This is a genomic window from Brasilonema octagenarum UFV-OR1 (genome assembly GCF_963888615.1).
In the GTDB taxonomy this organism is placed as follows: domain Bacteria; phylum Cyanobacteriota; class Cyanobacteriia; order Cyanobacteriales; family Nostocaceae; genus Brasilonema; species Brasilonema sennae.
On record NZ_CAWPKW010000237.1, the window covers coordinates 1 to 22,565 of the forward strand.

The window sequence follows — 22,565 nt, forward strand, 5'->3', positions numbered from 1 at the left end:
GCGGGCTCTCCAACGCAGTGGCTCCCCTCCCGCAGCACTGGTCTCACTAATGACTAATTATCATACATTAAGATACGGCAGCCAGAGATGCCAAAGCATCAGGAATTTCTGGTGAAGGAGCTTGAAATTCGCCTGTCAGGACATATTCTAATCGAAGTTTCAGCCAGGTAATAAATTGGGGATTCGTGGAGATAATCGCTACTGCTGGCTGGGGGCATTTTGCCTTCGCTTGTGACATTTGGGATGCTTCCAGAAAAGCTGGTTGCTTAACCACCCAAAAATCAATTTCTTTTTCTTGTTCGTGGTAGTGACGAGTGCGTTCCTTGAGAACTTCCTCCATCGGTTCTTCTTCCAGGAGAAACCGTTGACTCGCCAAAATGTAATAATATGTTTGCATTTTCATCCTTTGTTAATCTAGTTATTGTGTAGGACACAGAGGATTGCGCTGTGTCCTACACAATAACTAAAATATAGAGTACCTGATTTAGGAATGGAACGGACAACCACCTTCCTGCTGTTCGCCAGTTGTTTGTTTTTGACCGTTTGTTAGCTTTTTGAGAAACAGACTGTTGTCGAAGTAGTGTTCAATAGAAAGAACTTTCAAATCATCAGTAACACGCGCCAAGCTTATACCGATGACCTCTACTGTCTCTCCTGTTGGTGTATAGTCCTTGTATGAACCATTAAAAGTTCCCCAGTGTCGCCATTTAAATGTAACATTTGGTGGACCCGAATAAACCTCAAGCACTTCCCACAGAAATCCTTGGGGAAATGCTGTATGGAAAAGGTTGGCTGATGATTCAAAGTCTTCCTCAGAAGCCTTGTATTCTTCTGTATCACCAATAAATAAATTATAAGTGCCAGCCTTGACCACATCTGACGCTGTATAAGCAGGACCACCATTACTACTCATACGAAACTGTTCGTTCACAACCGACAACCACTGCTGTGGATTGGTTTTGAACGATGCTTCCATTTCAAAAGTTCTGACTAAGTTTTGGACAATTGCTTCTAGTGAACCTTCAGCGTAGTTGTATGTACTTTGTTTCGCAAGATTTTCTTTTGAGCGAGAGTAATCTGGAGGGGTTTGATAGCGCCACTGGGCGTCAGGACTATGTGCGATCACTGTGTCTCTATCTTGTACCCAAACCGGAGTATCGTTCGACTGTGTTGCGCTCATAATAAATTATGGTCAGAAAATAATCTCTGTCTTGAACATACCAAAGACTTTTTGGATTTACGCAGTCGAACCCCAAAATCGTTATATTATACTGTTAGTTGCTTGCTGATTGTTGTTATAGTTGACCCCGCATTGCTAATTTCATCTCACGGACTGCTCTTTCCATACCAACAAGTGCGGCGCGGCTAACAATCGTGTGCCCAATATTTAGTTCTTCCATCCCTGGCAAATTAGCGACAGAATAGACGTTCCAGTAAGTGAGTCCATGTCCAGCATTCACTCGTAGCCCTGCATTTATTGCTTGCTCACACCCTTTGGATAGCAAGGCTAATTCCTGCTCGCGGCTAGTTTCATCCTTAGCCTCAGCATATTGCCCAGTGTGTAGCTCAATAAACTTTGCTTGCACCTTGACAGATGCTTCTATTTGTGCTAATTCAGCGTCAATAAATAGACTGACAGGAATACCAGCGCTTTGCAATTTATCAACTACCTGTCCTATTCTATCAATCTGACCAGCAATATCTAGTCCGCCTTCTGTGGTGACTTCTTCTCGCTTTTCGGGTACTAAAGTAACGTAATCGGGTTTGATATCCAGGGCAATACCAACCATTTCATCTGTCGCCGCCATCTCCAAATTCAGATGCGTTCTCACTGTTTGTCGTAACAGACGCACATCCCGTTCTTGAATATGTCGCCTATCTTCCCGTAAATGCGCCGTAATACCATCTGCACCAGCTAATTCTGCTAGTACCGCCGCCGCCACAGGATCTGGTTCCACCGTCCGCCGCGCTTGGCGAATCGTGGCGATGTGGTCAATGTTTACACCAAGTGTAGGCAACTTGATTGTCTCCCTATACACAGTCTTCAGGTTTTGATTTTACCAGGGAATAAAGGTTGGAAGGTGAGTGGGGCGATCGCCTGTTTTCATTTTGCACTCACCTCGTCCGAATTATGAGGTTAAGGTTTTGAGTTCTGAGGTGATAGAAACGGAATACTAGAGCGAGCGCCTGATAATATCTTTCTTGTATTAGGCTTTTCTGTCTTAGGGCATTTCAACAGACAATGAAATTACCACTGGGGTTCGACTGCGTACCATCTGAGAAATGACCTCGAAAAAACCGAATCCACGTTTAATTTCTGCATTTCTAAAAATCGATGAAAAAATTTAAACTTTTGGATACTGTCGCCCTACTCAACCCAGTTTCAATTGAGCGATTAAGTTTGGTAGAACCGGATTACACTTCTATCAAAAGTTTACCAAGTGGACAAGTCGGAACGATTGTAGAAGTGTATGAAGAAGCAGAAGAATATCATTATTTAGTGGAATTTGCTGACACCCAAGGGCGTGAATATGCAATGGCTACTTTGAAAGCAGATGAGCTTTTACTTTTGCAATATGAACTTACTGTTGCTTGACTTTCTTTAATTTTGGCAAACAATTCTTACTCTCCAAGAAAGCATTGCTCTTATATTTTTAGAATATTTTTCAATATTTTGTGGGCACTGCCTACTCTACGAACTTAATTTTGTTAACTTAGAGTCTAGGTTATTTTTAATAGCTTTTTAAGTAAAGCAATTGGTTCCAATTATGGATGTGATTCATGTTAACGATGCACAACAGCACCTTGATGCTGTCATCAATGAAAGTGCACAATCTCACACACCAGTCATAATTACTGGTAATCAAAATCAAGCGGTACTTGTTGCTCTTGAGGACTGGAACGCAATTCAAGAAACGTTGTACATACTGCAAGTACCTGGAATGCGAGAGGATCTCCTTGAAGGAATGCGTACTCCTCTTGAGGAATGTGTGACCAAACAGGAGCTTGATTGGTAGTGTGGGAATTACGCTTTACCAAACGAGCACAGAGGTAGGGTGGGCATTGCCCTTCAAAAAGTATACTTTATAACAATAATCTGATAGGGCAATGCCCACGAAAATTATTAATATTACCCAATATGTCCCAATATCGTCGCTCCTATGTCCCAGGTGGAACTGTTTTCCTAACTCTGGTGACTTACTACCGCACACCTCTATTTTCCGAGCCAGAAAACATCTCTCGCTTGCGGACTGCTGTCGCCAAGACACGGACTGAAAAACCCTTTGAAATTACTGCAGGAGTCATTTTACCCAACCATATTCATTTCCTGTGGACGTTACCATCTGATGATTTAGATTACTCGCAACGAGTCTCCCGGTTAAAAGTTCTGTTTACAAGATTGCTACGGGGTAAAAAGTCATTACCTCAAAATGTTTCAGCTTCGCGACGCAAACACCGAGAAAGTAATGTCTGGCAACGTCGGTTCTGGGAACACACTATTCGTGATGAAATAGATCTAGCAAGGCATTTGGATTACATCCATTACAATCCAGTTAAACATGGGTTAGTATCCTGTCCCCACTTATGGGAGTATTCCAGTTTTCACAGATGGGTAAAAAAAGGCGGATATCAGGCTGATTGGGCTTGTAGCTGTTGTGGTAAAAAGCCCCAAGTTCCAGATTTCGCTGAGATGGTATTTGGTGAATAAGGGTAAGGTGGGCATTGCTCTTAATCTTTTAGAACATATTGCAAGATTTCGTAAGCAATGCCCACCCTACGGGCGATCGCACTTTTAGCAAGCGCGAGATATTCCTAGACAAAGAGGTAGGGTGGGCATTGCCCAAAATATTGAAATCTATCAAGAATAGAGTAATGCCCACCTTACAGGCGATAGCTAGCCCCTAAGGGGCAAAGCTCGCCGGGGGGAGTATCCCCCCGGCGAGCTTTGGCGCTGCGCAAACGCTGCTGCCTTCGGCAGATCGCATTTATTAAGGTGGGCAAAAATTAAATCCGGGAGTTGCAACTAGCTTTTTTGTGGTGTGTTTTGCCCACCCTACGGGCTTATTGAGAATTATGCAATCTATACTGTTTGACGAAATTTTTCCAAAATCCGGAAAATTGCACAGTCACATTGTATAAATTCTAAAACAAAAACCCTTCATGACCCAGTTATGCCGCCAGACTACTCCGGTCAAAATCTCCGAGGGCGCTCCTTTAAAGGTCAAAACCTGACTGGAGCAAACTTTAGCAAAGCAGATATTAGAGGAGCAAATTTTAGCAACGCTATTCTCAAAGATGCTAACTTCCGAGGTGCTAAGGCTGGGTTACAGAGACATCAGGTAATTGGATTGCTCATAATCTCATGGCTGCTGTCAGGATTATCAGGGTTTTTGTCAATCATTACTGGTAGATTTGTACCATTTGCAGTATTTTTTTTTGACACTACCACCCTTGATTACATCATCGCTAGTGTAATCTGCCTAATTGCGCTTCCAGTCTTTTTTACTGTCACTATTCGCAAGGGTTTAACAGTAAGTTTAGGAACCTCTGCCGCTGCCGCCGTTTTTACTGTCATCGCAGCCTTTGCTCTTTACATTGCTTTCGTCTCCATTAAAGCCATTGCCTTCACTGGAGTTTTTGCCCTCGTCTTTGCTGGAGCCTTTGCAATTAACTTTGCCATCGCCTTCGTCATCACCTTCGCTGTTGCCATCGCCGGAACCTTCGCTGGAGTGATCGCTGGAGTCATCGTCGTCACCCTAGCTATCGCCTTTGCCGCCCTTCCTTTCGCCATCGCTATCACCGTTGCCGTTGCCTTCGTACTGTTTAGCGCTTACATTGGCTGGCGTAGTCTAGCTGGAGATAAAAAATATACCTGGGTTCGCTTATTTGCCATCGCCTTTGCTGCTACAGGTGGAACCAGTTTTCGTAATGCTGATTTAACCGATGCTGATTTTACTGGTGCAACTCTGAAAAACACAGATTTACGAAAAGCTAACCTGACACGGACTCGTTTTTATAAGGCAAAAAAACTTGACTTTGCCAGAGTCGGCGACACCATATTAACTAACCGAGATGTTCTCTATTTGCTCGTCACTGGCAATGGTCGAGGAAAATCCTATGTTGGTGCTGACCTTAAAGGTGCAAATCTCATCAGCGCTGACTTGAAAGACGCTAATCTCAAAGACGCTGATATTAGTGAAGCTACCTTTCAAGGAGCTTGTTTAGAGTCGACAAACTTGACTCTCACTCAAGCTGTTGGCACTGATTTTACCAGCGCTCACATGACTGGTGCTTGTGTGAAAGCGTGGAATATTGAAAGTACAACCAAGTTAGATAATGTCGATTGTCGCTTTATCTATCTTCTAGAAAAACCCAAACCTGAAACCGATGATCGCGAACGCCGTCCGAGTAGTGGCGAATTTCAACCAGGAGAATTTACCAAGCTGTTTGAAGAAGTTTTAACTACCGTTGATTTAATTTTCCGCGACGGCATAAACTGGAAAGCTTTTGCTGCGGCTTTCAAAAAAGTGCAAGTGGAAAATGCAGACACGGAACTCGCTATCCAGAGTATTGAAAACAAAGGTGATGGCGTTGTCGTCGTTAAGGTTAACGTGCCTCTTGATGCTGATAAAGAAAAGATTCATAGTGATTTTACACAAAATTATCAACTAGCACTGCAAGCCGTAGAAGAAAAATATAAAGCACAATTACAAGCTAAAGATGAGCAGATAGTCATCTATCGTCAACAAAGTGGAGAGATGAAAGAGATTATTAGCTTATTAGCGAGTAAACCTATAAATGTTCAAGTTGACAACAAACTAGAGAATAAAAATATGACTAACAGCAATGATGCCAGCCGCAAAATTGAAATTGGCAATGTCGGCAGAGATTTTAATGCTAGCGGACAAGCTTTGAATTTCGGTGAGATTGATATTAGCGGTACTGTTACAAATACTATCAACCAATTACCAGAGTCTCCGGAACCTGAAACACCAGGAATAAAGGAATTGTTGACACAATTGCAAGAGGCAATTGAGGCTGATACGAATTTAACCGAAGAAGATAAAGCTGAGGCATTAGAACAAGTGAAAGCTTTAGCCGAAGCTGGGAAAAATCCTCAAGAAGGGGCGATGCAAAAGGGAGCGAAAACGGCTATGAAAATTTTAAAAGGTACAGTTGCTGGCTTACCGAGTGCAGCAACATTAGTTGAGGCGTGTAGTAAACTTTTGCCACTGATTTCAAAGTTTCTGGGTTTAGGCTGAGTATAAAGCTTTTCATACGAAATTGTGTTCACAAACCTCCATCCCCTCTCCTTTATAAGGAGAGGGGTGCCCGTAGGGCGGGGTGAGGTAATACGTATGAATGCAACGCGCGTATCAGTTGCTTACACCATACGAAAGTAGAAGCTAATTTCAGTCCTAACTTTCCCGATATCCCGATTATTGAATTAGTGAATGAGTATCTGAGGCAAACCCTTCGGGCATATACGGACGATCGCACTTCCCCTCAGCCCTACGAACAACACCATTGTTCGTTTCCTAATGCATATGCACATACTCGTTTATTAGTCAAGCTCCAGTGAACAATTTATTGAGATAAGAGAATTGTTCACTTCAACGCAGGATGATCGAAAATTTAGACAGCTGGACAACTAGAATTTAATCCATTAAAAAAAAGTTGTCGTCTTTTTGACGAAAAACAATTTTTGATTTTTGTTTTTTTATTTTATGAGTTTGTCTGATTTTCCGAATCTCTGGGTACCTTTGGCGCTTTTAGGGTTAATTATCATTGCTGCTGTCTTTTTCAGCCGCAGCAGCTAATATCATGTTGCTGGCATACTAAAAAAGTGAAGTTCGCCGGGAAAGTCGGGGAGGAAGGATAACTGTTGGTTTTTGACTAAGTACTAATAACTAATGATCAAAGAAATAACTAATCACTCCTATTGGAGGTTAAAATAAATCCCGATTGTCTCCCAAAATTTTAAAAGTTTCATGATCTCCAGCAACGATTTTCGACCCGGTGTTTCGATAGTATTAGATGGGTCCGTATGGCGTGTGGTGGAATTCCTCCACGTTAAGCCAGGAAAAGGTTCTGCTTTTGTGCGGACGAAATTGAAAAATGTTCAAAGTGGAAGCGTGGTGGAAAAAACTTTCCGCGCAGGTGAAACAGTTCCCCAAGCTAACCTGGAAAAAAGCACAATGCAACATACCTATAAAGAAGGTGACGAATACGTCTTTATGGATATGGAAACATATGAAGAAGGCAGATTGAGCGCCTCACAGATTGGCGATCGCGTAAAATACCTCAAAGAAGGTATGGAAGCCAATGTTGTTCGCTGGGGCGACCAAGTCCTGGAAGTGGAACTGCCTAACTCCGTAGTATTGGAAATTGTGCAAACAGATCCAGGTGTTAAGGGTGACACTGCTACTGGTGGTTCTAAGCCTGCAACTTTGGAAACGGGAGCAATGGTGATGGTTCCTTTGTTTATTTCTCAAGGAGAACGCATCCGTATAGACACCCGTGACGATAAATACCTTGGCAGGGAGTAACTTTCTTCTCACCTCTAGATGCAAATCCCGATTTTCATCTATGACAGGGATTTCCATCCCTGCCTAACTATACAAATTCATTTCAAAAGATAAAGTCTCTGTACGATCTAATTGCATGAGGTAAGGAAAGCTGTGCCATTGGACTTTAATGAAATCTGCCAACTGTTGACAACCATTGCACAAACGGACATTGCAGAAGTCACGCTCAAAAGTGACGATTTTGAACTCACAGTTCGTAAGGCTGTAAGCGTTCCTCCAATGTTGTCAGCAGCACCTCAAGGGGCGTTAGGGGCGGTTGGTACACCGAACACACCAGTTCCACCGCCTATTCCGTTAGTAATGTCGCCTCCGACAGTGACGGTAACCCCGCCAAACCGCCCCACTGACAGTAATACTTCTGGCGTACACTCACCACCGATTGGTTCCTCTGTTATAGAACAGAAGTTTGTGGAAATCCCTTCCCCAATGGTGGGGACGTTTTATCGTGCGCCGAGTCCAGGCGAAGCACCATTTGTGCAAGTGGGCGATCGCATTCGGAGCGGTCAAGCAGTATGTATCATAGAAGCCATGAAACTGATGAATGAAATTGAAGCCGAAGTATCCGGACAAGTCATAGAAATTCTCGTACAAAACGGTGAACCAGTAGAATATGGTCAACCTTTGATGCGAATTAACCCAGATTAAGTATTAATCTATATATCGATGCCTAGTTGTTAAATTTTTAATGAGTCCTTACGGGTCTGCCCTGATGAAACAAGCGTTGCCTGTACCGCCAGAAGTCGTGCAACAAGTGGCTGAATACTTCAGCCTCTTGAGTGAACCTATGCGCCTACGGCTGTTGCATTTGCTGCGAGATGAAGAAAAATGCGTGCAAGAATTGGTAGAGGCAACACAGACTTCTCAGGCTAATGTATCAAAACACTTGAAGGTCATGTGGCAAGCGGGAATCCTTAGTCGTCGCAGTGAAGGAACCTGTGCCTATTACCGAGTTGAAGATGAAATGATTTTTGAATTGTGTAACAGGGTTTGCGATCGACTCGCCTCCAGGTTAGAACAGCAAGCCCGTAATTTTCGGTTCTTAAATACCAAGTAATTCTTGAGAAAAACGGGCTAGCCCCTTAGGGGGCGCACTCTCGGACGGCCCGCTACGCTAACAAAATGCAGAACACACAACACAAGATAACTCCACGAGCGAGTCCGCGCTTATTCAGTATTAAACTGAACTTAGTTTGCTGCAAAGTACTAAACAAAGCGAATAGACTGATGTCTTAGTATTTACTTTATATTTGGAACACTTAAAACAGAAAGTGAGATTGTGCCCACATAATCACCTTTGTGTCAATGCTTAACTTAGAGATGTTATTCTAGATGGTTAAGGCAAAGTAATGCAAAATCAAACCCAATCGGACAGATATCTGTGGAGAAGCATTTCCCTTTAACGACTGTAGGGGCACTTGCTGTGAATTCTCATGGACAAGTCTTAATAGTCAAAACGACCAAGTGGCGAGGCACATGGGGTGTACCGGGAGGTAAAGTGGAATGGGGCGAAACGCTAGAAGCTGCAGTTAAAAGAGAGTTTCGAGAAGAAGTCGGTTTAGAGTTGACTGACGTACGCTTTGGGTTACTACAAGAAGCAGTTCTAGATTCACAATTTGTGCGGGAAGCCCATTTCATTATGGTGAACTACTACGCGTTCTCGAAGGGCGAAACCATCACACCCAACGAAGAAATTGAGGAATGGGCATGGGTGACTCCCCAAAGGGCAACAGAGTATCCTCTTAATACGTACACCCATGTATTGATTTTGGATTATCTGCAAAAGCAAATCGACAAGTTATATCACAATAAAGTTCAAGAACAATGCTAAAAAAAGCGCTCGTAACCGGATCGTCGGGAGGAATTGGACGGGCGATCGCCCTCAAGCTAGCAAGTCAAGGATTTGATATCGCATTTCACTATAACCGTAGTGCAGAAGCAGCCAGCAAAGCTAGTGAGGAAGCAGCGACTTATGGAGTTAAAGCGATCGCCCTCCAAGCAGATGTTACCAATCCTGATCAAGCTAAGTCCTTGGTAGAAAATGCAGCCAAAGAACTTGGTGGCTTGTCAGTTGTTGTTAATAATGTGGGCAATTTCCTCTACAAACTAACTAGCGAAACATCAGTAGAAGAGTGGCAGGAAGTTCTTGACTCCAATCTTAATGCCACTTTTTACATCACTCAAGCCGCACTTCCCCATCTCAAGGCAGCTAATTGGGGACGCATCGTTAATTTCGCTTGTGCTAGTGCCCAGAATCTGGTCGCGCGGCAGAAAGATACAGGTTATATCATCGCTAAAACTGGTATAATCATCTATACCAAATCTTTAGCTCAGGAGCTAATTACAGACAATATTACTGCTAATGTGGTGTCCCCAGGAGTCGTAGAAAATTCCATTGGTTTGGAAGAAACTACTCCCAAGCTACCGACAAAACGACCGGCAACCTTAGAAGAAATGAGTAATGCAGTTTGTTTTTTTATTAGTCCCGAGGCAGATTACATTACAGGACAAATTTTGGAGGTATCGGGGGGTTGGAAATTGTAGTAGAAAATGAGTTAGTTTGTGCAATTTAATACTTTTTAGACAGTAAGAAGATTAATAGTTCGATGGTGCGAAATCTTTGCCTATTTTGGCAAGATAACCACGAATGCTGTAGTAAAAAGTCTTAAAAATAAGTTGAAGCTGGTTAAATGGTCTGTTTATGGGTTTAGAAACTATTGAATGTTCTAAACTCATAACTCCATTGTATTAACTTATAGAAGTTTTCTGTGATTTTTACGGAGCTTCGTACACCTTTGTTCCTTCTTCTGTGTTGCGTGTTTCCCTTCGGGTGTGCGCAGAGCGCACGCCTTACGCCAGTCTCCGAATCTCCTACAAAGACGCACTCGCTTTCGTGACGGAGACCGCCCTATGCCCTGCGGGCACGCTGAGTCCCAAGGGGACACGCGCAAGGGACGCTAACGGGTTCGCCACTTTGCCAAACTCCTACACCAGACGCACTCGCGTTCGTGACGGGAACCGCCCCTACGGGGTTCACCAGTCACCTGCGGAGGGAAACCCTCCCGCAGTGCTGGTTCACCAAGACGGCAAGTGGACTCACCAAGACGGGGGCTGGTCTCACCTGTTAAGCATCTCTAGTTGATGATTCACAAAAATCTTTGGAGGGTTGCTATTGTTTTTCAACAACTAGTTTGGCATCACAGGTACTAAAAGTACTCAAAAACTTAGAATTCTTATCCTTCACTAACTAAACTTAAAAAATGCTTACTCTCGAAGATATTTACAATATTTATGCAAAGCATCAAGATTCATTCAATGCCAAAGTTGAAGAATTTACAATTGGAAACAAGCACTTGAATTTTAATTCTAGACAAGCAATTTTAGGAGTCGTTAATCTTTCCACTGATTCTTGGTATAAGAATAGCATTTGTTACAGTCCGGAACAAGCGATCCGTCGTGGAGTAGTCTTAACAAAGCAAGGTGCTGATATTATCGACATTGGTACTGAGTCTACAGGCGCAACAGCAGCAAGAGTTGAAGATTTTCAACAAAAAAGTCAACTTCTACCTGTTCTGAAAACTTTTGATCAAGAAGGTGTCTTGACTTCAATTGAAACCTATTATCCGGAAGTAGCTAGAGAATGTTTACGGGCAGGGGCAAATGTCATCAACTTAACTGGAGGTGAGAACAGTCAAGACATTTATCGAGCGGTTTCTGAGTTCGACGCAGGAATTATTATCTGTTATCTTCAGGGAAAAAATGCTAGAGAGGTTGGTGAGTTTACGTTTACTGAAGACCCAATAGATTTAGTATATGATTATTTTGCCAACGAGATAGAAACAGCTACTAAACTAGGTGTAAGAAAAATATTTATTGATCCAGGAATGGGTTTTGGATATCAAAATTTCTACTACCAACACAAGTCGCTGCGAACTCGATATCAGATCAAAACCTTATTAAATTCTTTTAGGCTGAGAAAGTTGGGGTTCCCAGTTTGCAATATAGTTCCTACTGCGCTGGAATGTTTTGGAGAAGAATTCAGAAGTTCTCAGGCTTTTACGGCAGTTCTAGCAATATTGGGAAAAAGCGATCTACTAAGAACTCATGAAGTTCCTAAAGTGAAAGGAGTTTTAGATACTCTCAGTTTATTTTAAAGTCTTAGAAAATCAGAAATAACCGTAGAGGAACCAGCAAGAAATCATTCATTGCTTGTTAATGTCAATCGTTTAACAAACTTTGAGATTGGTTTGATCAAAGATTTGACTGTCAAGATTATAATCTTTTCATATTTGATGGTAAGTTATTAGGAATCTCCCTAAGCAGCGAATCTGTCAAATTTTATGGCGATTGGAAATCAAGATCGATATAAGAGTGCAGTTAACCACTACTTATCTCCCAAAAGGAAAGATAGCGTCAAAAGCGAATGGGAGGAACCATTCTCACGCACCGTGATAGGTCAGGCTATCCAAAAACTACAACAGACATACTCTCCTAAATCATTACGGATTATGGATTTTGGATCTGGAATAGGTGGAGGATTGGTTTTGGTTCAGAATGCTTTAGATGATATCGGACTCGACGGTAGAGATCTCTACTATTTAGGTTTGGATAACAGCTTGGAAATGGTTAAAGTAGCCAAAGAAAAGTGGGCAGACACTCCCAATGTCAATTTTCTAGAAACTGATTTTAGGTTGAACATTCCAGACCAACCAACAGAAATTTATTTATCTTGCGGAGTTCCCTATTCCCATCTCACTAAAGAAGAAAGCCGACATACATTAGAAAATATATTTAAGGCTATTAAAAAAAATAAAACCCAATCTCTAGTAGTTGTTGATGTTTTAGGACGATACTCCATAGAATGGGTATCACAGTGGGATCAAAGCCGTTGGGCTTATCGAATGAGCTTTTTAGCAGAAGGGCAAGAGCAAGAATCCATGATGATGACCTGCTACTACAGTCCAGAACTAAAGCAAATGATCCATGAAGCTGCCCAACAGGCAAATTGTAACATTTCTAGTCTTGAGTTTTTTGATCGATCAATGATGGTCGGACGTCATACATCAACCCGAGAATATAATCCTGCTATCCCCCCCTATCGGGAAGTGATCAACTCTTTGTACAAATCTGAGGAAATAACAGACTTTCAAGAATTGCTCTTTCGGTGTGAATTGCCTATAGCACCATCTCCTGTGAACCAGTTCTTCAATAAGTTTTCTCAAATGTGGAATCAGTTGGTTCTCGAAGCGGCGGAATTTTGTGGGGAACATCTTGGAGAACATCTTAATGTTATACATCAGATTTCATTGCCAGAACCAGTGGCAGGATTGAAACAAGAATTATCACGGCTTCAAGAAAGTAACTCTGACCTCCATTTTCGTGCCAATATTGTTGAACCAACTTTGGCTAAGTATTTGTGTCGCTTGGAATCAAATACACAGCCCGGTTTGGGAGTAGGTCATACCTTGATTGCCATACTTTATGTGAATGGAGAAGACTAATCTGAAGTGGGCTTTTTCATCTGAGGTTAAGGGAACAGTCAAGAAGGAAAAAGGTATATCTAGTTGACCAAAAATCAAATAGGAGTCCTATATTGCCTTTTTTAGTAGTTTTGTCTTTTTTTACTCTTAACTATCAGTAACGATGTAAATATTTGATTGTTACGTTGACTGAATGTGTGCAAGACTTAGTTTTAAAAACTTGCATGGACTTTCTTTGCATTTTCGGAGGAACCCAGGTGTCAAAAACTGTGACAATCTTTAAATTCAACAGAGTTATTTTTCTGTGAAAAATTATGAATATACTGGATCGATATTTTGATGCTGTCATCTTTGATATGGATGACTTAATACTTGATAATGGCTCGTGGTACAAGTATGCATATCAATATGCAGCTCACGAATTAGGTTATTTTATCAGTGATGAATGTTATGCTCAACTCTTAGGAATTCCTCATGCTGAATGCGATAAAATATTGAGTAAAACTTTTGGAGAAGAGTTTTCCGTCGAAATTTTCAATAAAGTTTTACAACAGCAATATCAGGAAACGCTAAACAAAAAAGGCGTGAAGTTTAGAGATGGATTTGAAACATTGTTCTCTTATTTAGAAAAACAAGGGGTTTCTATAGGTTTGGCAACTAGTTCAACTTGGAAACACGTAGAAATGCATCTGAGTCAAACCCGTTATTTACAAGCCTTCGATGTGATTTGTACCGCCGATCAGATCCAACGAGGAAAACCCGATCCTGAAATTTACACCTTAGCAAGTCGTTGTATGAACCGTCAGCCAAAGAATATAGTAGTATTTGAAGATTCAAATAACGGTATCAGATCTGCGATCGCTGCTGGATGTATGGCTATTATGGTTCCTAATCAAGCATTACCAGACGAGGACGTGAAGGAAAAAGCCCTCCTGGTTTTATCTAGTTTGGCTGATGCGATTCCATTAATGTATTAAGAATACAAAGGATACATCGATTTCTTCGTACATCCATTTCGCACGTTTACGCTGCAGGAGACGTCGCAAATCCCAGAGATCCTTGTCTTGCAACTGCGGTAGCTCACAGTGCAATTGCAGCACGCAGTTTGGAACAGGACTTACGACATGATCCCTAGTTCTGCTAAGCAGGAAATGTATTTGTTGGCTTAACTGACCAAACTCACTCCAGAACAATCAACTTTTTGAACGAGTTGGGAGATCGGCATCCCTGAGACGGGTTCTATCCAATCAGGAGCAATTTCTGCTAATGGTACCAAAACAAAAGCTCTTTCTGTCATCCGTGGATGAGGGATTTGCAGATCAGGTGTTTCTAGAATTAACTCATCAAACAGAAGTACATCCAAATCTAGGGTTCTTGGTCCCCAACGTTCTTGACGTACTCTACCAAACTCTTGTTCAATTCCCAGCATAGTCTCTAACAATTTCTGGGGACTTAACTGCACCTCTAATAGGGCGCAGCCATTGAGATAATCTGGTTGTGACGGACCTATTGGTTTTGTTCTATACCAACTAGAATGTGATTTGACCGTAATATCTGGAGTTTGATCCAGTTTTTCCAGGGCAGCTTCTAAGATGGCTTGGGAATTACCAAGGTTACTCCCGAGAGCGATCGCACTAACAGAATGCTGTGTCATTGCAAGTTTTTCAATAGTTTAAGACGATAGCACTTATTTTTAGAGTTTAGACTAGTTTTGCTTATCAAACAGCCAAACCCTTCTTCACACAGACTTTCCTGATTTTTAGGCGTGTTTGGATTCCCAACTCTAAAATGCTTGCTACTTCGCCTTACACCCCTGTGTTTCTTCAAAGGGGTAATTTGTCGAGTATCATATCTTGCCCAACGCTTGATTGATCATCGTCTGAAATAACTCATCTAAAGGAATTCCCACTTTGTTCGCCGTACAGGCAACCACCGCGTTGTGGTCAAAAATACAAAACAACCCAGCTTCTAAGAACCAAGGTTGTCCCTGTGGGTCGATTCGGAAGTCAAATAAACTATAATGGCGACAGCCCAAAGCCAAATGACACTTCTTAACTTCTTGCTGAACCTTTTGGGTGATCGGGTCATTAACATCTACAATCCAACCAGGGACATAGTTCTTAGCAGTTGAAGCCAAGTCGCCCTCGATGGGTATCTTGAATTTGTCAGTATAGCTGCGGATCGGTCTGTCCTGGGGGTCTATCTGATACTCTTCCATGGGTAAACCGATGAGTTCCCCATCTTTGACAATAGCACCGCATCTGACTTCTCGACCGGCTTCAATGAATGTCTCTACGATCACCTCCGAAGCAAATTCAAATGCTTTCTTCAGGGCAGCATCATAGTCAGCAACTTCTTTGACTAAGGACACCCCTAAAGAGTTGTCGGCATTTGCGGGTTTGATGACTACTGGAGGTGTAATTGTGGGAACGTCTCCTTTGCGGAGCACTTCTCCAGAAGGAACTTTGACCCCAGCTGCTGCGACAATTGCTTTGGTTTTGGCTTTGTGAGCTGTTAATGCCATCAGATCCGGAGTATTCCCTATGTAAGGGATCTTAAGCAAGTCAAATAGTGCGCGGTACTCAATCATTCCAGGCAGACAAAACATTTGTGGCAACATAACGTCAATGTTTTGCGCTGTTATAAACTGTATAGCTTCTAACAGAGAAAGCGGTTTGGCGACAGCAATATCTTCAAGACTCAGAGAGGAAGGAAATCGCCACAGGCCATCAGGTGTGATGTATGCAATTAAAAATTCGTAGCGCGATGGATTTGCCGTAGCTACCAGACAGCTATGGGCGTAATTGCGTGACAATTCACGGTAAAAATCACTGGATGGAGACCCTGCTACATGAAGGATACGAAGTACTGACATGATTCATCTTCTTAGGCACTGTTATACAGGATATATTAAAAAAAGAATTCAGCAAGTCCTGATTCAGGAGTTAGAATCACTTCCGCCCTTGGATTTAGACAAGGCAGCTTTTGGGTAAGAAGCAACAACCCAAAACGTGCCGCCCATACTCCTCCCTTGCGTCGCACAGAATTCATTCTGACTTCTGGCGACTGACGCCTCTGTTCTTCTGATAATTTTGACAACAAGCCCTAAGCAGTAAATATTTCAGGTGTCTAAACTCCAGTAAGATGGTATTTATTACCCCAAAAGTCCGTTTATATACTGAGTGAATAGAAAAAACTATAAACAACATTGCAAAAGTAACAATTGCCACTCTTATGGGAAAGGGGAAAGGTTAAAAGGGAAAGGTTTTTTGATAATTCTTTCCCCCTTTGCCTTTACCCCTTATGCTCCGGATAGGAACTGCTCACCCGTTATAAGTTATAGTAATATGTTGAAGAATTCTAAAAAAATTCATCCCCCAGTTGAAACCGAGGGATGAAACCATTTACCTGACCTAAAGTGAATAATTTTTATTAAAGCTTTCACGTGTCAATGGCTGTTCTAACTCCAGACCTTCGCCGCCTAAAGTTTCTAAAGGTTTGCCGTTTACTTCAATGTAGACTTTGGCATTCTTATCTACAGCCGTAGCGGTGTAGACAACTTGTCCCACACGACCCATCATTGAAGAACTTCCACCTCCACTTTCAAATTCTTCTGATAAATTGACATGGACACCATCACTTGCTGCCTTAACACCTAGTAGCTTTGTTCCTTGTGGAATTGTGGTAGTTTCGCTACTTTCTGTTGGTCCAGCTAATAACTGTTGGAAAGCTCCTTCTAAAACATCGTTAGGCGACTTCCCAAGAGCTTTGACTTGAACTGTTTGGGGAACCAACTTAAACCCACTACCTGTATCTTGCAGCCAAAAAACTTCAGCTTTTTGCTCAGCAGTCAACTGGTTTGTTGATGCTGGAGGTTGACTTAGTGCTGGAACAGGGATTTGTACAGGGGGATTATTAGGAGGATTCTTAGAAATATTATTATCGGGTTTACTGGCAAAAAAAGCTATACCACCACCCACTGCAATAACCGCTGCTGTTATAGCTGCAATAATACCTGGAGATAAACGGTTAGATCCTTGCTGTTCTTTCATATTGAAAACCTACCTTTAGGCTGAAATAGTATTTGTATGAGGAGAAGTCTGGTTAACGACGATACTTATAAACTAGGGGTTTCCAAAAACCTAGAAGATGGCTCTACTCGCAAAAATGCGGCAATCTCTAACTCTTCTGGTTTCATGTTCAATTTTAGGATTCGTACTTGTAGACCGTCACCTTCCAGATTGCTTAAATCCAATCGTTTGTTGAGATTGTTCACAACTGTGTTGACAAATTGAGGTGGAACCTGTTCTCCATTGGCTGCCACAATTGGGTTAACTAACTGGATATTCCTGCCACCAACGATACGAAATCCTGATTCCACCCTAATTGACAAGGGCTTATCCAGACTTCTATCCTGTAATTCTACTTGGGCACTCAAGCGGTTGTCGGCTAAAAATTTTACATTTGGATTGGTAAAATGATAGACAGAATTCTTCTGCGCTGTGTTTAAAGAACCGCCTGTGTTAATTTTTAGCTTTTGTAACATCACCATAAATTGAGGTGATTGTATGAGTTTATTAATATCCTGTTGAGTTAACACCAAACGGACACCAGCTTGTAAAGGTCGTTTGAATAATGGTCGTTTTTTTCCCAGACTGCGCGGTTCTAATTCAATTGCATCAGTTTCCAATTCTAAAGCTGCAATACGAATGTCTTGCCACTTCTTGAGTTGCAAAGAACGCCCTGCAACACGCACTTTTTCTACCTTGCCTTGCAGCAATTGGTGAGTAGGGGCATTGTCAACTCGCACTTGCAATTGTTCTACCTGAGCCAACTGAGAACGGATAGCATTTTCAGCAGTCTGATCAGCCACCAGTCCAACCGGAGTCACTAACCCTAACAAGCCAGATACAAGGAGTATGAAGAATTCCATGTTTTCGTTTGTGATAGTGGTATTCAGTTACCAGTTACCAGTTATCAGTTATCAGTTACCAGTTACCAGTTACCAGTTACAACAGAAAATACGGATCTGTTTCTTTTGTTAACTGTTCACTGTTAAGTGTTCACTGACTACGCTGTTCACTGTTCACCGATTGAATCCACTGATTTAGTGTAGATACAACGTCAGCGATCGCAATTTCGTGTGACTTTCGACTTTTTCGTTCCACAACTTCGACTTTGCCATTGGCGATCGCTCGTCCGGTGACAATTCTGTATGGAATCCCAATCAAATCTGCATCTTTGAATTTTACTCCTGCCCGTTCATTCCGGTCATCAAGCAAGGTTTCAACTCCGGCTTGATTAAGTTGGGCATAAAGTTTTTCAGCGATCTCCATTTGTTGGGCGTCGTTGATGTTAGGAATTGTAATAATCGCGTGATAAGGTGCGATCGCCACTGGCCAAATAATTCCATCTTTGTCGTAAGATTGCTCTACAGCAGCTTGAGCCAAGCGTGAGACACCCACACCGTAGCAACCCATGAGTAGAGGTTTCTCTTCACCCTGTTCGTTGGTAAAAGTTGCACCCATTGCTATGGAATACTTAGTGCCCAGTTGAAATATGTGACCTACCTCGATCCCACGAGCACTTTCTAGGGTTTGCTCTGGGTTGTGCTTTGCGCGATCACCTGGTCTAGCTTTGCGCACATCCACGGCAAACTCTGGTAACTTAACTTGCTCACCCCAATTTGCCCCGACGACGTGGTAGCCAGATTCATTGGCACCCGTGACAAAGTTTTTTAAATCAGTTGCTGTTTTATCGACCAAACGTAAAAAGCCTGGTGCTATATTCTTCACAGATTTAATATAATCATCCGCAACATCAGGAGCAATGTAACCCAAGGGCAAAGGCTTACTAGCCCATTTTGCTTGAGCTTCTGTATCTGGTACTGCAAGTTTAATCACCGTTTTCGCATCGTACTTCGGAGCTAACTTTGTCAATTCATTTTGTAACTTGACATCATTAACTTCTTGGTCACCTCGGATGCTCACCAGCACTAATACTGATGTTCCATTATCAAAAATTGTTTCGTAAAGAACGTTTTTCACAAGTTGGGTGGAGGAACATTTCAAAAATTCACAGACTTTCTCAATTGTTTCCGTCCCTGGTGTTTCTCGTTTTTCGTAATTGGTAAATGCAGAGGGTTGCGCGTCCGGTGGTAAAGAAACTGCTTTTTCTACGTTAGCCGCGTATTGCCCATCTTTAGTGTAGAGGACTTCATCTTCGCCTGCTTCCGCCAGCACCATAAATTCTTGAGAAGCAGAACCACCTATTGCACCAGAATCGGCTTGCACGTCACGAAAAGCCAAGCCAGACCGCCGCAGTATATTACTGTAGGCGATGTGCATATCCTGATATGTTTTTTCTAGACTTTCTTCATCTACGTTGAAGGAGTAAGCATCCTTCATGATGAATTCTCGTCCGCGCATCAAACCAAAACGGGGGCGAATTTCATCACGGAACTTGGTTTGAATTTGGTAGAGCAGCTGTGGTAGCTGACGATAGGAACGAATCATATCACGAGCAATTGTCGTGATGACTTCCTCGTGAGTTGGTCCTAGGGCTTGTTCCTGGTCGCGACGATCTTTGAGGGCGAACATGATACCCTCAGCTTTGGTGTAGGTGTCCCAGCGTCCAGACTCCTTCCACAAGTCAGCCGGTTGAAGTTGGGGTAAGAGACATTCTTGTGCGCCAGCGGCGTTCATTTCTTCCCGCACAATTTGGGAGACTTTTTGCAGTACTCGCCACATGAGCGGAAGATAGGCATAGACACCGCTACCGATGCGACGAATGTATCCTGCACGAAGCAAAAGTTTATGACTGGGAATTTCAGCATCTGCTGGATCATCCCTGAGTGTGAGAAATAACATTTGTGACAGTCGCATCGTTTGTCCCCTTTCCAAATTCGATCATCTCTATTTCAGTTACAGTTTAAAATGAAGGCTTGCAACTTCAGGAGCATTTTTACCTTGCCTGATGTCGTTTATCAAGCACAGCCACCCCTAGAATTTATCCCTCCAGCGCTAGACCCCTGGTTTTTACGACTTTGCCAGTTGTTCCTACCCAGCTTAATACACTGGAGAACGGCAATTAGTCATATTGAAGCAGACAACCCGGAAGTTTTGCTGGATCTTTATCGCAAGTTTCAGGATCGCAAAATCCGTTTTTTAATCGCATTTCGTCATCCCAAGGCAGAAGATCCACTTTGTCTTGTGTACTTGCTTTCCCACATTTTGCCAAAGCTAGCACGACACAAGGGTGTAGTGCTACAGCCTCCGATTCACGCTCATTTTATCTACGACCGGGGAATTCCTTTATGGGCTGGTTCTTACATTGGCTGGGTGGCTTCACGCTTGGGTGGGACGCCTATCGTCCGAGGTAAGGCAGATTGGACGGGGTTACGATCAGCGCGTGATTTGTTTGCCAATGGTCAGTTCCCGATGGCGGCTGCACCAGAAGGAGCCACGAATGGTCTTTCAGAAATTGTCAACCCATTGGAACCCGGCATTGCTCAACTCGGCTTTTGGTGTGCTGAAGATTTGCACAAAGACAATCGACATGAGCAGGTTTTTATTGTACCAGTTGGAATTAAATATAGTTACGTTTCGGCTCCTTGGAATGCGATCGCCAAACTTTTAACCGAATTGGAAGCTGCTTGCGGTTTAGCCGTAGACACACAAAGCCACTCACAACAGAGCAGTTTCGACTCTCTCTATCCACGGTTATTTCGTTTAGGCGAACATTTACTGTCTTTGATGGAAAAGTTTTACACGCGGTTTTATCATCAAAAACTGCCTGTGCAAGAAGAAGCAAAAGATGTCAATGAACTGTTGGCATCTCGTCTCAATGCTTTGTTAAATATTGTGTTACAAGTTGCAGAACAGTATTTTGACTTACAACCCAAAGGAAATTTTAATGATCGCTGTCGTCGCGTAGAACAGGCTGGCTGGAATTATATTTTTCGTGAAGAATTTAAGGATGTCAAAGCACTGTCACCTTTAGAACGTGCTTTAGGCGATCGCATCGCCGAAGAAGCTAATTTACGAATGTGGCACATGAGGCTGGTGGAAAATTTGGTTGCTGTCACAGGTAAATACGTACGAGAAAAACCCACACCAGAACGCTTTGCGGAGACAACCTTACTGATATGGAGTATGGTGACTAAAATCAGAGGCGGTAGCCCCTCACATTACCGAACACTTGGCAAGCAAGAGGTAAAAATAACAATAGGTGAGCCAATATCTGTTTCTGAACGTTATCCGGCTTATCAGGCAAATCGTCAAGCTGCAAGACAAGCGGTTGCTGATTTGACGAAGGATTTACAGCTGGCGATGGAGGATTTGATAAGGTAGTGTTCCGCTTGTGGCTAATCCTTCACTGTAGAATATACTCTCCCCGTTTGGCATATTGTTGTAAGGGAGACTTTGCAGCCATTTTCAATTGAATGAAATAGAGCTTTTTGCAGACGCTGTTAGCTCATAGAAGAGTTACAGGTATTCACGACGATACTGTTTTAGCAGCACAAGTGTTCTTTCTTTTGACTTTTGACTGTGGGCACTTAATTGGCTCTTGCATAGTCTTGTCTGAACTTCGCCCCTACCAAAAAGAGCTAACACCTAACCAGAGCGACAATCATACGGTTTTTTCAATCGCCGTTACGCCCTTACAAATTGTCAAAGGGTCGTGGCATCGCGAATTTGAGGCGTTGACACCCATTTTTTAGCCTACCACAGATGTGCTCTTTAATGCAGACTTTAGATGGATACGGAATTTCAGTTCTCAACGCTCGGAATCATTGTGTGTCAAGGCTTAGGGATATTTGTAGTACATTTGGACCGGGTAAGTTCAGTCTAGTCTCAGACAAATTGCTTAGGAAATACCTTTGACAAATCTAAGAATAAATCAGGAAAATATGGTATGGCAACTGATTCGTTCGGCAGAACAATCAACTTTTTACGATAACCAAATTTTCCTTGTAAGTCTTGATAAGATTCGCTGTAGCATTCTAGGCAATAATGTACTAAATTAAATATCCAATAATCATAAATACCCGCTTGAGCATAAATCGGTAATTTCACCTCTTGGTCATATTTGAGGGAAGAATCAGCAATCTCAATTAACAGTAATATATCGGTGGGACTGGGATGAGCACTGAGATAGTCATCATCTCGATTTTGTGCAATCACAAGATCTGGTTCAGGTTCGTTGTAGTCAGGAATAATAATTGGTTGTTGTCCTCGTAGGGTTGCACGTTCCCCTACAAGTTTGTATAACTCTCGTTCTAAAAGGGTTTGGCAAACAGAATGTGGTTTACCTTTCGATAGCATTGGGATAATTTCTCCGTTGATCAGCTCAACTCGATCATCCTCACTGAAAAATCCGAGTTCTGCTAAACGATCGTATTCAGAAATTGTAAAACGTTTTGCTGTGGTTATAGTCATAGCATTTTAGGAACTTCAGGACTTGAAAAAATAGAAGCTACCTATGACTTATTTTAAAT

The 22,565-nt window shown here is 42.4% G+C and carries 24 protein-coding genes; 15 read left to right on the plus strand and 9 right to left on the minus strand.

All coding sequences use genetic code 11. The features are described 5' to 3' along the window. Positions 1-67: 67 nt before the first annotated feature. From AC5590_RS19250 to AC5590_RS19260, 3 genes are all read right to left on the minus strand, one after another. Positions 68-397: an MgPME-cyclase complex family protein gene (locus tag AC5590_RS19250; protein ID WP_169265096.1), complete on the minus strand. Its 330-nt coding sequence runs from the start codon at positions 395-397 to the stop codon at positions 68-70. Between the two features lie 87 nt (positions 398-484). Beyond that, positions 485-1,180 (minus strand): nuclear transport factor 2 family protein, encoded by a 696-nt coding sequence (locus AC5590_RS19255; protein ID WP_169265097.1) that lies wholly within the window; start codon positions 1,178-1,180, stop codon positions 485-487. Positions 1,181-1,295: 115 nt separating this feature from the next. Then, a complete protein-coding gene (locus AC5590_RS19260; RefSeq protein ID WP_169265098.1) occupies positions 1,296-2,018 on the minus strand; it encodes a pyridoxine 5'-phosphate synthase in 723 nt (240 codons plus the stop codon). Positions 2,019-2,335: 317 nt separating this feature from the next. Between AC5590_RS19260 and AC5590_RS19265 the strand changes: the two genes are divergently transcribed. The 14 genes from AC5590_RS19265 (at position 2,336) to AC5590_RS19330 (ending at position 14,043) form a co-directional block, all read left to right on the plus strand. After that, positions 2,336-2,596 (plus strand): DUF4926 domain-containing protein, encoded by a 261-nt coding sequence (locus AC5590_RS19265; RefSeq protein WP_169265099.1) that lies wholly within the window; start codon positions 2,336-2,338, stop codon positions 2,594-2,596. A 172-nt stretch (positions 2,597-2,768) separates the two neighbouring features. Further along, positions 2,769-3,017 (plus strand): type II toxin-antitoxin system Phd/YefM family antitoxin, encoded by a 249-nt coding sequence (locus AC5590_RS19270; protein WP_169265100.1) that lies wholly within the window; start codon positions 2,769-2,771, stop codon positions 3,015-3,017. Positions 3,018-3,139: 122 nt separating this feature from the next. Then, complete coding sequence (locus AC5590_RS19275) at positions 3,140-3,709, plus strand: REP-associated tyrosine transposase (RefSeq protein ID WP_169265101.1); 570 nt, start codon at positions 3,140-3,142, stop codon at positions 3,707-3,709. Positions 3,710-4,172: 463 nt separating this feature from the next. Next, positions 4,173-6,263, plus strand: a complete 2,091-nt coding sequence (locus AC5590_RS19280; protein ID WP_169265102.1) for a pentapeptide repeat-containing protein — start codon at positions 4,173-4,175, stop codon at positions 6,261-6,263. A 729-nt stretch (positions 6,264-6,992) separates the two neighbouring features. Then, positions 6,993-7,550, plus strand: a complete 558-nt coding sequence (gene efp / locus AC5590_RS19285) for an elongation factor P (protein WP_169265103.1) — start codon at positions 6,993-6,995, stop codon at positions 7,548-7,550. Between the two features lie 132 nt (positions 7,551-7,682). After that, a complete protein-coding gene (gene accB, locus AC5590_RS19290) occupies positions 7,683-8,234 on the plus strand; it encodes an acetyl-CoA carboxylase biotin carboxyl carrier protein (RefSeq protein WP_169265104.1) in 552 nt (183 codons plus the stop codon). Positions 8,235-8,298: 64 nt separating this feature from the next. Further along, complete coding sequence (locus AC5590_RS19295) at positions 8,299-8,643, plus strand: ArsR/SmtB family transcription factor (RefSeq protein ID WP_169265138.1); 345 nt, start codon at positions 8,299-8,301, stop codon at positions 8,641-8,643. Between the two features lie 324 nt (positions 8,644-8,967). After that, on the plus strand, positions 8,968-9,417 hold the full coding sequence (locus tag AC5590_RS19300) for an NUDIX domain-containing protein (protein WP_169265105.1): 450 nt from the start codon (positions 8,968-8,970) through the stop codon (positions 9,415-9,417). After that, a complete protein-coding gene (gene tmpR / locus AC5590_RS19305) occupies positions 9,411-10,130 on the plus strand; it encodes a bifunctional dihydropteridine reductase/dihydrofolate reductase TmpR (RefSeq protein ID WP_169265106.1) in 720 nt (239 codons plus the stop codon). Before AC5590_RS19300 ends, tmpR begins: the two co-directional genes overlap by 7 nt. Before the next feature lie 54 nt (positions 10,131-10,184). After that, positions 10,185-10,307 (plus strand): transposase, encoded by a 123-nt coding sequence (locus AC5590_RS19310; RefSeq protein WP_169265139.1) that lies wholly within the window; start codon positions 10,185-10,187, stop codon positions 10,305-10,307. Between the two features lie 253 nt (positions 10,308-10,560). Next, a complete protein-coding gene (locus AC5590_RS19315) occupies positions 10,561-10,728 on the plus strand; it encodes a hypothetical protein (protein WP_498823674.1) in 168 nt (55 codons plus the stop codon). 118 nt (positions 10,729-10,846) lie between these two features. After that, positions 10,847-11,740, plus strand: a complete 894-nt coding sequence (locus AC5590_RS19320) for a dihydropteroate synthase (RefSeq protein WP_169265107.1) — start codon at positions 10,847-10,849, stop codon at positions 11,738-11,740. 186 nt (positions 11,741-11,926) lie between these two features. Beyond that, positions 11,927-13,087: a methyltransferase domain-containing protein gene (locus tag AC5590_RS19325; protein WP_169265108.1), complete on the plus strand. Its 1,161-nt coding sequence runs from the start codon at positions 11,927-11,929 to the stop codon at positions 13,085-13,087. Between the two features lie 293 nt (positions 13,088-13,380). Continuing rightward, the gene (locus tag AC5590_RS19330) at positions 13,381-14,043 is read left to right on the plus strand and encodes an HAD family hydrolase (protein ID WP_169265109.1); all 663 of its coding nucleotides are present in this window, start codon (positions 13,381-13,383) and stop codon (positions 14,041-14,043) included. A gap of 188 nt (positions 14,044-14,231) precedes the next feature. Here the strand turns inward: AC5590_RS19330 and folK are convergent, their stop codons facing one another. From folK to AC5590_RS19355, 5 genes are all read right to left on the minus strand, one after another. Next, a complete protein-coding gene (gene folK / locus AC5590_RS19335) occupies positions 14,232-14,720 on the minus strand; it encodes a 2-amino-4-hydroxy-6-hydroxymethyldihydropteridine diphosphokinase (RefSeq protein ID WP_169265110.1) in 489 nt (162 codons plus the stop codon). 192 nt (positions 14,721-14,912) lie between these two features. Beyond that, on the minus strand, positions 14,913-15,941 hold the full coding sequence (locus AC5590_RS19340) for a D-alanine--D-alanine ligase family protein (RefSeq protein ID WP_169265111.1): 1,029 nt from the start codon (positions 15,939-15,941) through the stop codon (positions 14,913-14,915). Positions 15,942-16,479: 538 nt separating this feature from the next. Next, a complete protein-coding gene (locus AC5590_RS19345) occupies positions 16,480-17,118 on the minus strand; it encodes a GerMN domain-containing protein (RefSeq protein WP_169265112.1) in 639 nt (212 codons plus the stop codon). Positions 17,119-17,183: 65 nt separating this feature from the next. Beyond that, positions 17,184-17,999: an LmeA family phospholipid-binding protein gene (locus AC5590_RS19350; protein WP_169265113.1), complete on the minus strand. Its 816-nt coding sequence runs from the start codon at positions 17,997-17,999 to the stop codon at positions 17,184-17,186. Between the two features lie 130 nt (positions 18,000-18,129). Further along, entirely contained in the window at positions 18,130-19,950 is a 1,821-nt protein-coding gene (locus tag AC5590_RS19355) for a proline--tRNA ligase (protein WP_248277225.1), read from the minus strand. Positions 19,951-20,034: 84 nt separating this feature from the next. Here AC5590_RS19355 and AC5590_RS19360 point away from each other — a divergent pair, with 84 nt between their 5' ends. Further along, a complete protein-coding gene (locus AC5590_RS19360; protein WP_169265114.1) occupies positions 20,035-21,417 on the plus strand; it encodes a 1-acyl-sn-glycerol-3-phosphate acyltransferase in 1,383 nt (460 codons plus the stop codon). A gap of 504 nt (positions 21,418-21,921) precedes the next feature. Here AC5590_RS19360 and AC5590_RS19365 read toward each other — a convergent pair. Further along, entirely contained in the window at positions 21,922-22,506 is a 585-nt protein-coding gene (locus AC5590_RS19365; RefSeq protein WP_169265115.1) for a Uma2 family endonuclease, read from the minus strand. Positions 22,507-22,565 lie beyond the last annotated feature (59 nt).

Bases quoted from the DNA above. Each gene is read 5' to 3' on its own strand.
- AC5590_RS19250 (WP_169265096.1), bottom strand. From the start codon at position 397: ATGCAAACATATTATTACATTTTGGCGAGTCAACGGTTTCTCCTGGAA.
- AC5590_RS19255 (WP_169265097.1), bottom strand. From the start codon at position 1,180: ATGAGCGCAACACAGTCGAACGATACTCCGGTTTGGGTACAAGATAGA.
- AC5590_RS19265 (WP_169265099.1), top strand. From the start codon at position 2,336: ATGAAAAAATTTAAACTTTTGGATACTGTCGCCCTACTCAACCCAGTT.
- AC5590_RS19270 (WP_169265100.1), top strand. From the start codon at position 2,769: ATGGATGTGATTCATGTTAACGATGCACAACAGCACCTTGATGCTGTC.
- AC5590_RS19275 (WP_169265101.1), top strand. From the start codon at position 3,140: ATGTCCCAATATCGTCGCTCCTATGTCCCAGGTGGAACTGTTTTCCTA.
- AC5590_RS19280 (WP_169265102.1), top strand. From the start codon at position 4,173: ATGCCGCCAGACTACTCCGGTCAAAATCTCCGAGGGCGCTCCTTTAAA.
- efp (WP_169265103.1), top strand. From the start codon at position 6,993: ATGATCTCCAGCAACGATTTTCGACCCGGTGTTTCGATAGTATTAGAT.
- AC5590_RS19295 (WP_169265138.1), top strand. From the start codon at position 8,299: ATGAAACAAGCGTTGCCTGTACCGCCAGAAGTCGTGCAACAAGTGGCT.
- tmpR (WP_169265106.1), top strand. From the start codon at position 9,411: ATGCTAAAAAAAGCGCTCGTAACCGGATCGTCGGGAGGAATTGGACGG.
- AC5590_RS19320 (WP_169265107.1), top strand. From the start codon at position 10,847: ATGCTTACTCTCGAAGATATTTACAATATTTATGCAAAGCATCAAGAT.
- AC5590_RS19325 (WP_169265108.1), top strand. From the start codon at position 11,927: ATGGCGATTGGAAATCAAGATCGATATAAGAGTGCAGTTAACCACTAC.
- AC5590_RS19330 (WP_169265109.1), top strand. From the start codon at position 13,381: ATGAATATACTGGATCGATATTTTGATGCTGTCATCTTTGATATGGAT.
- folK (WP_169265110.1), bottom strand. From the start codon at position 14,720: ATGACACAGCATTCTGTTAGTGCGATCGCTCTCGGGAGTAACCTTGGT.
- AC5590_RS19340 (WP_169265111.1), bottom strand. From the start codon at position 15,941: ATGTCAGTACTTCGTATCCTTCATGTAGCAGGGTCTCCATCCAGTGAT.
- AC5590_RS19345 (WP_169265112.1), bottom strand. From the start codon at position 17,118: ATGAAAGAACAGCAAGGATCTAACCGTTTATCTCCAGGTATTATTGCA.
- AC5590_RS19350 (WP_169265113.1), bottom strand. From the start codon at position 17,999: ATGGAATTCTTCATACTCCTTGTATCTGGCTTGTTAGGGTTAGTGACT.
- AC5590_RS19355 (WP_248277225.1), bottom strand. From the start codon at position 19,950: ATGCGACTGTCACAAATGTTATTTCTCACACTCAGGGATGATCCAGCA.
- AC5590_RS19365 (WP_169265115.1), bottom strand. From the start codon at position 22,506: ATGACTATAACCACAGCAAAACGTTTTACAATTTCTGAATACGATCGT.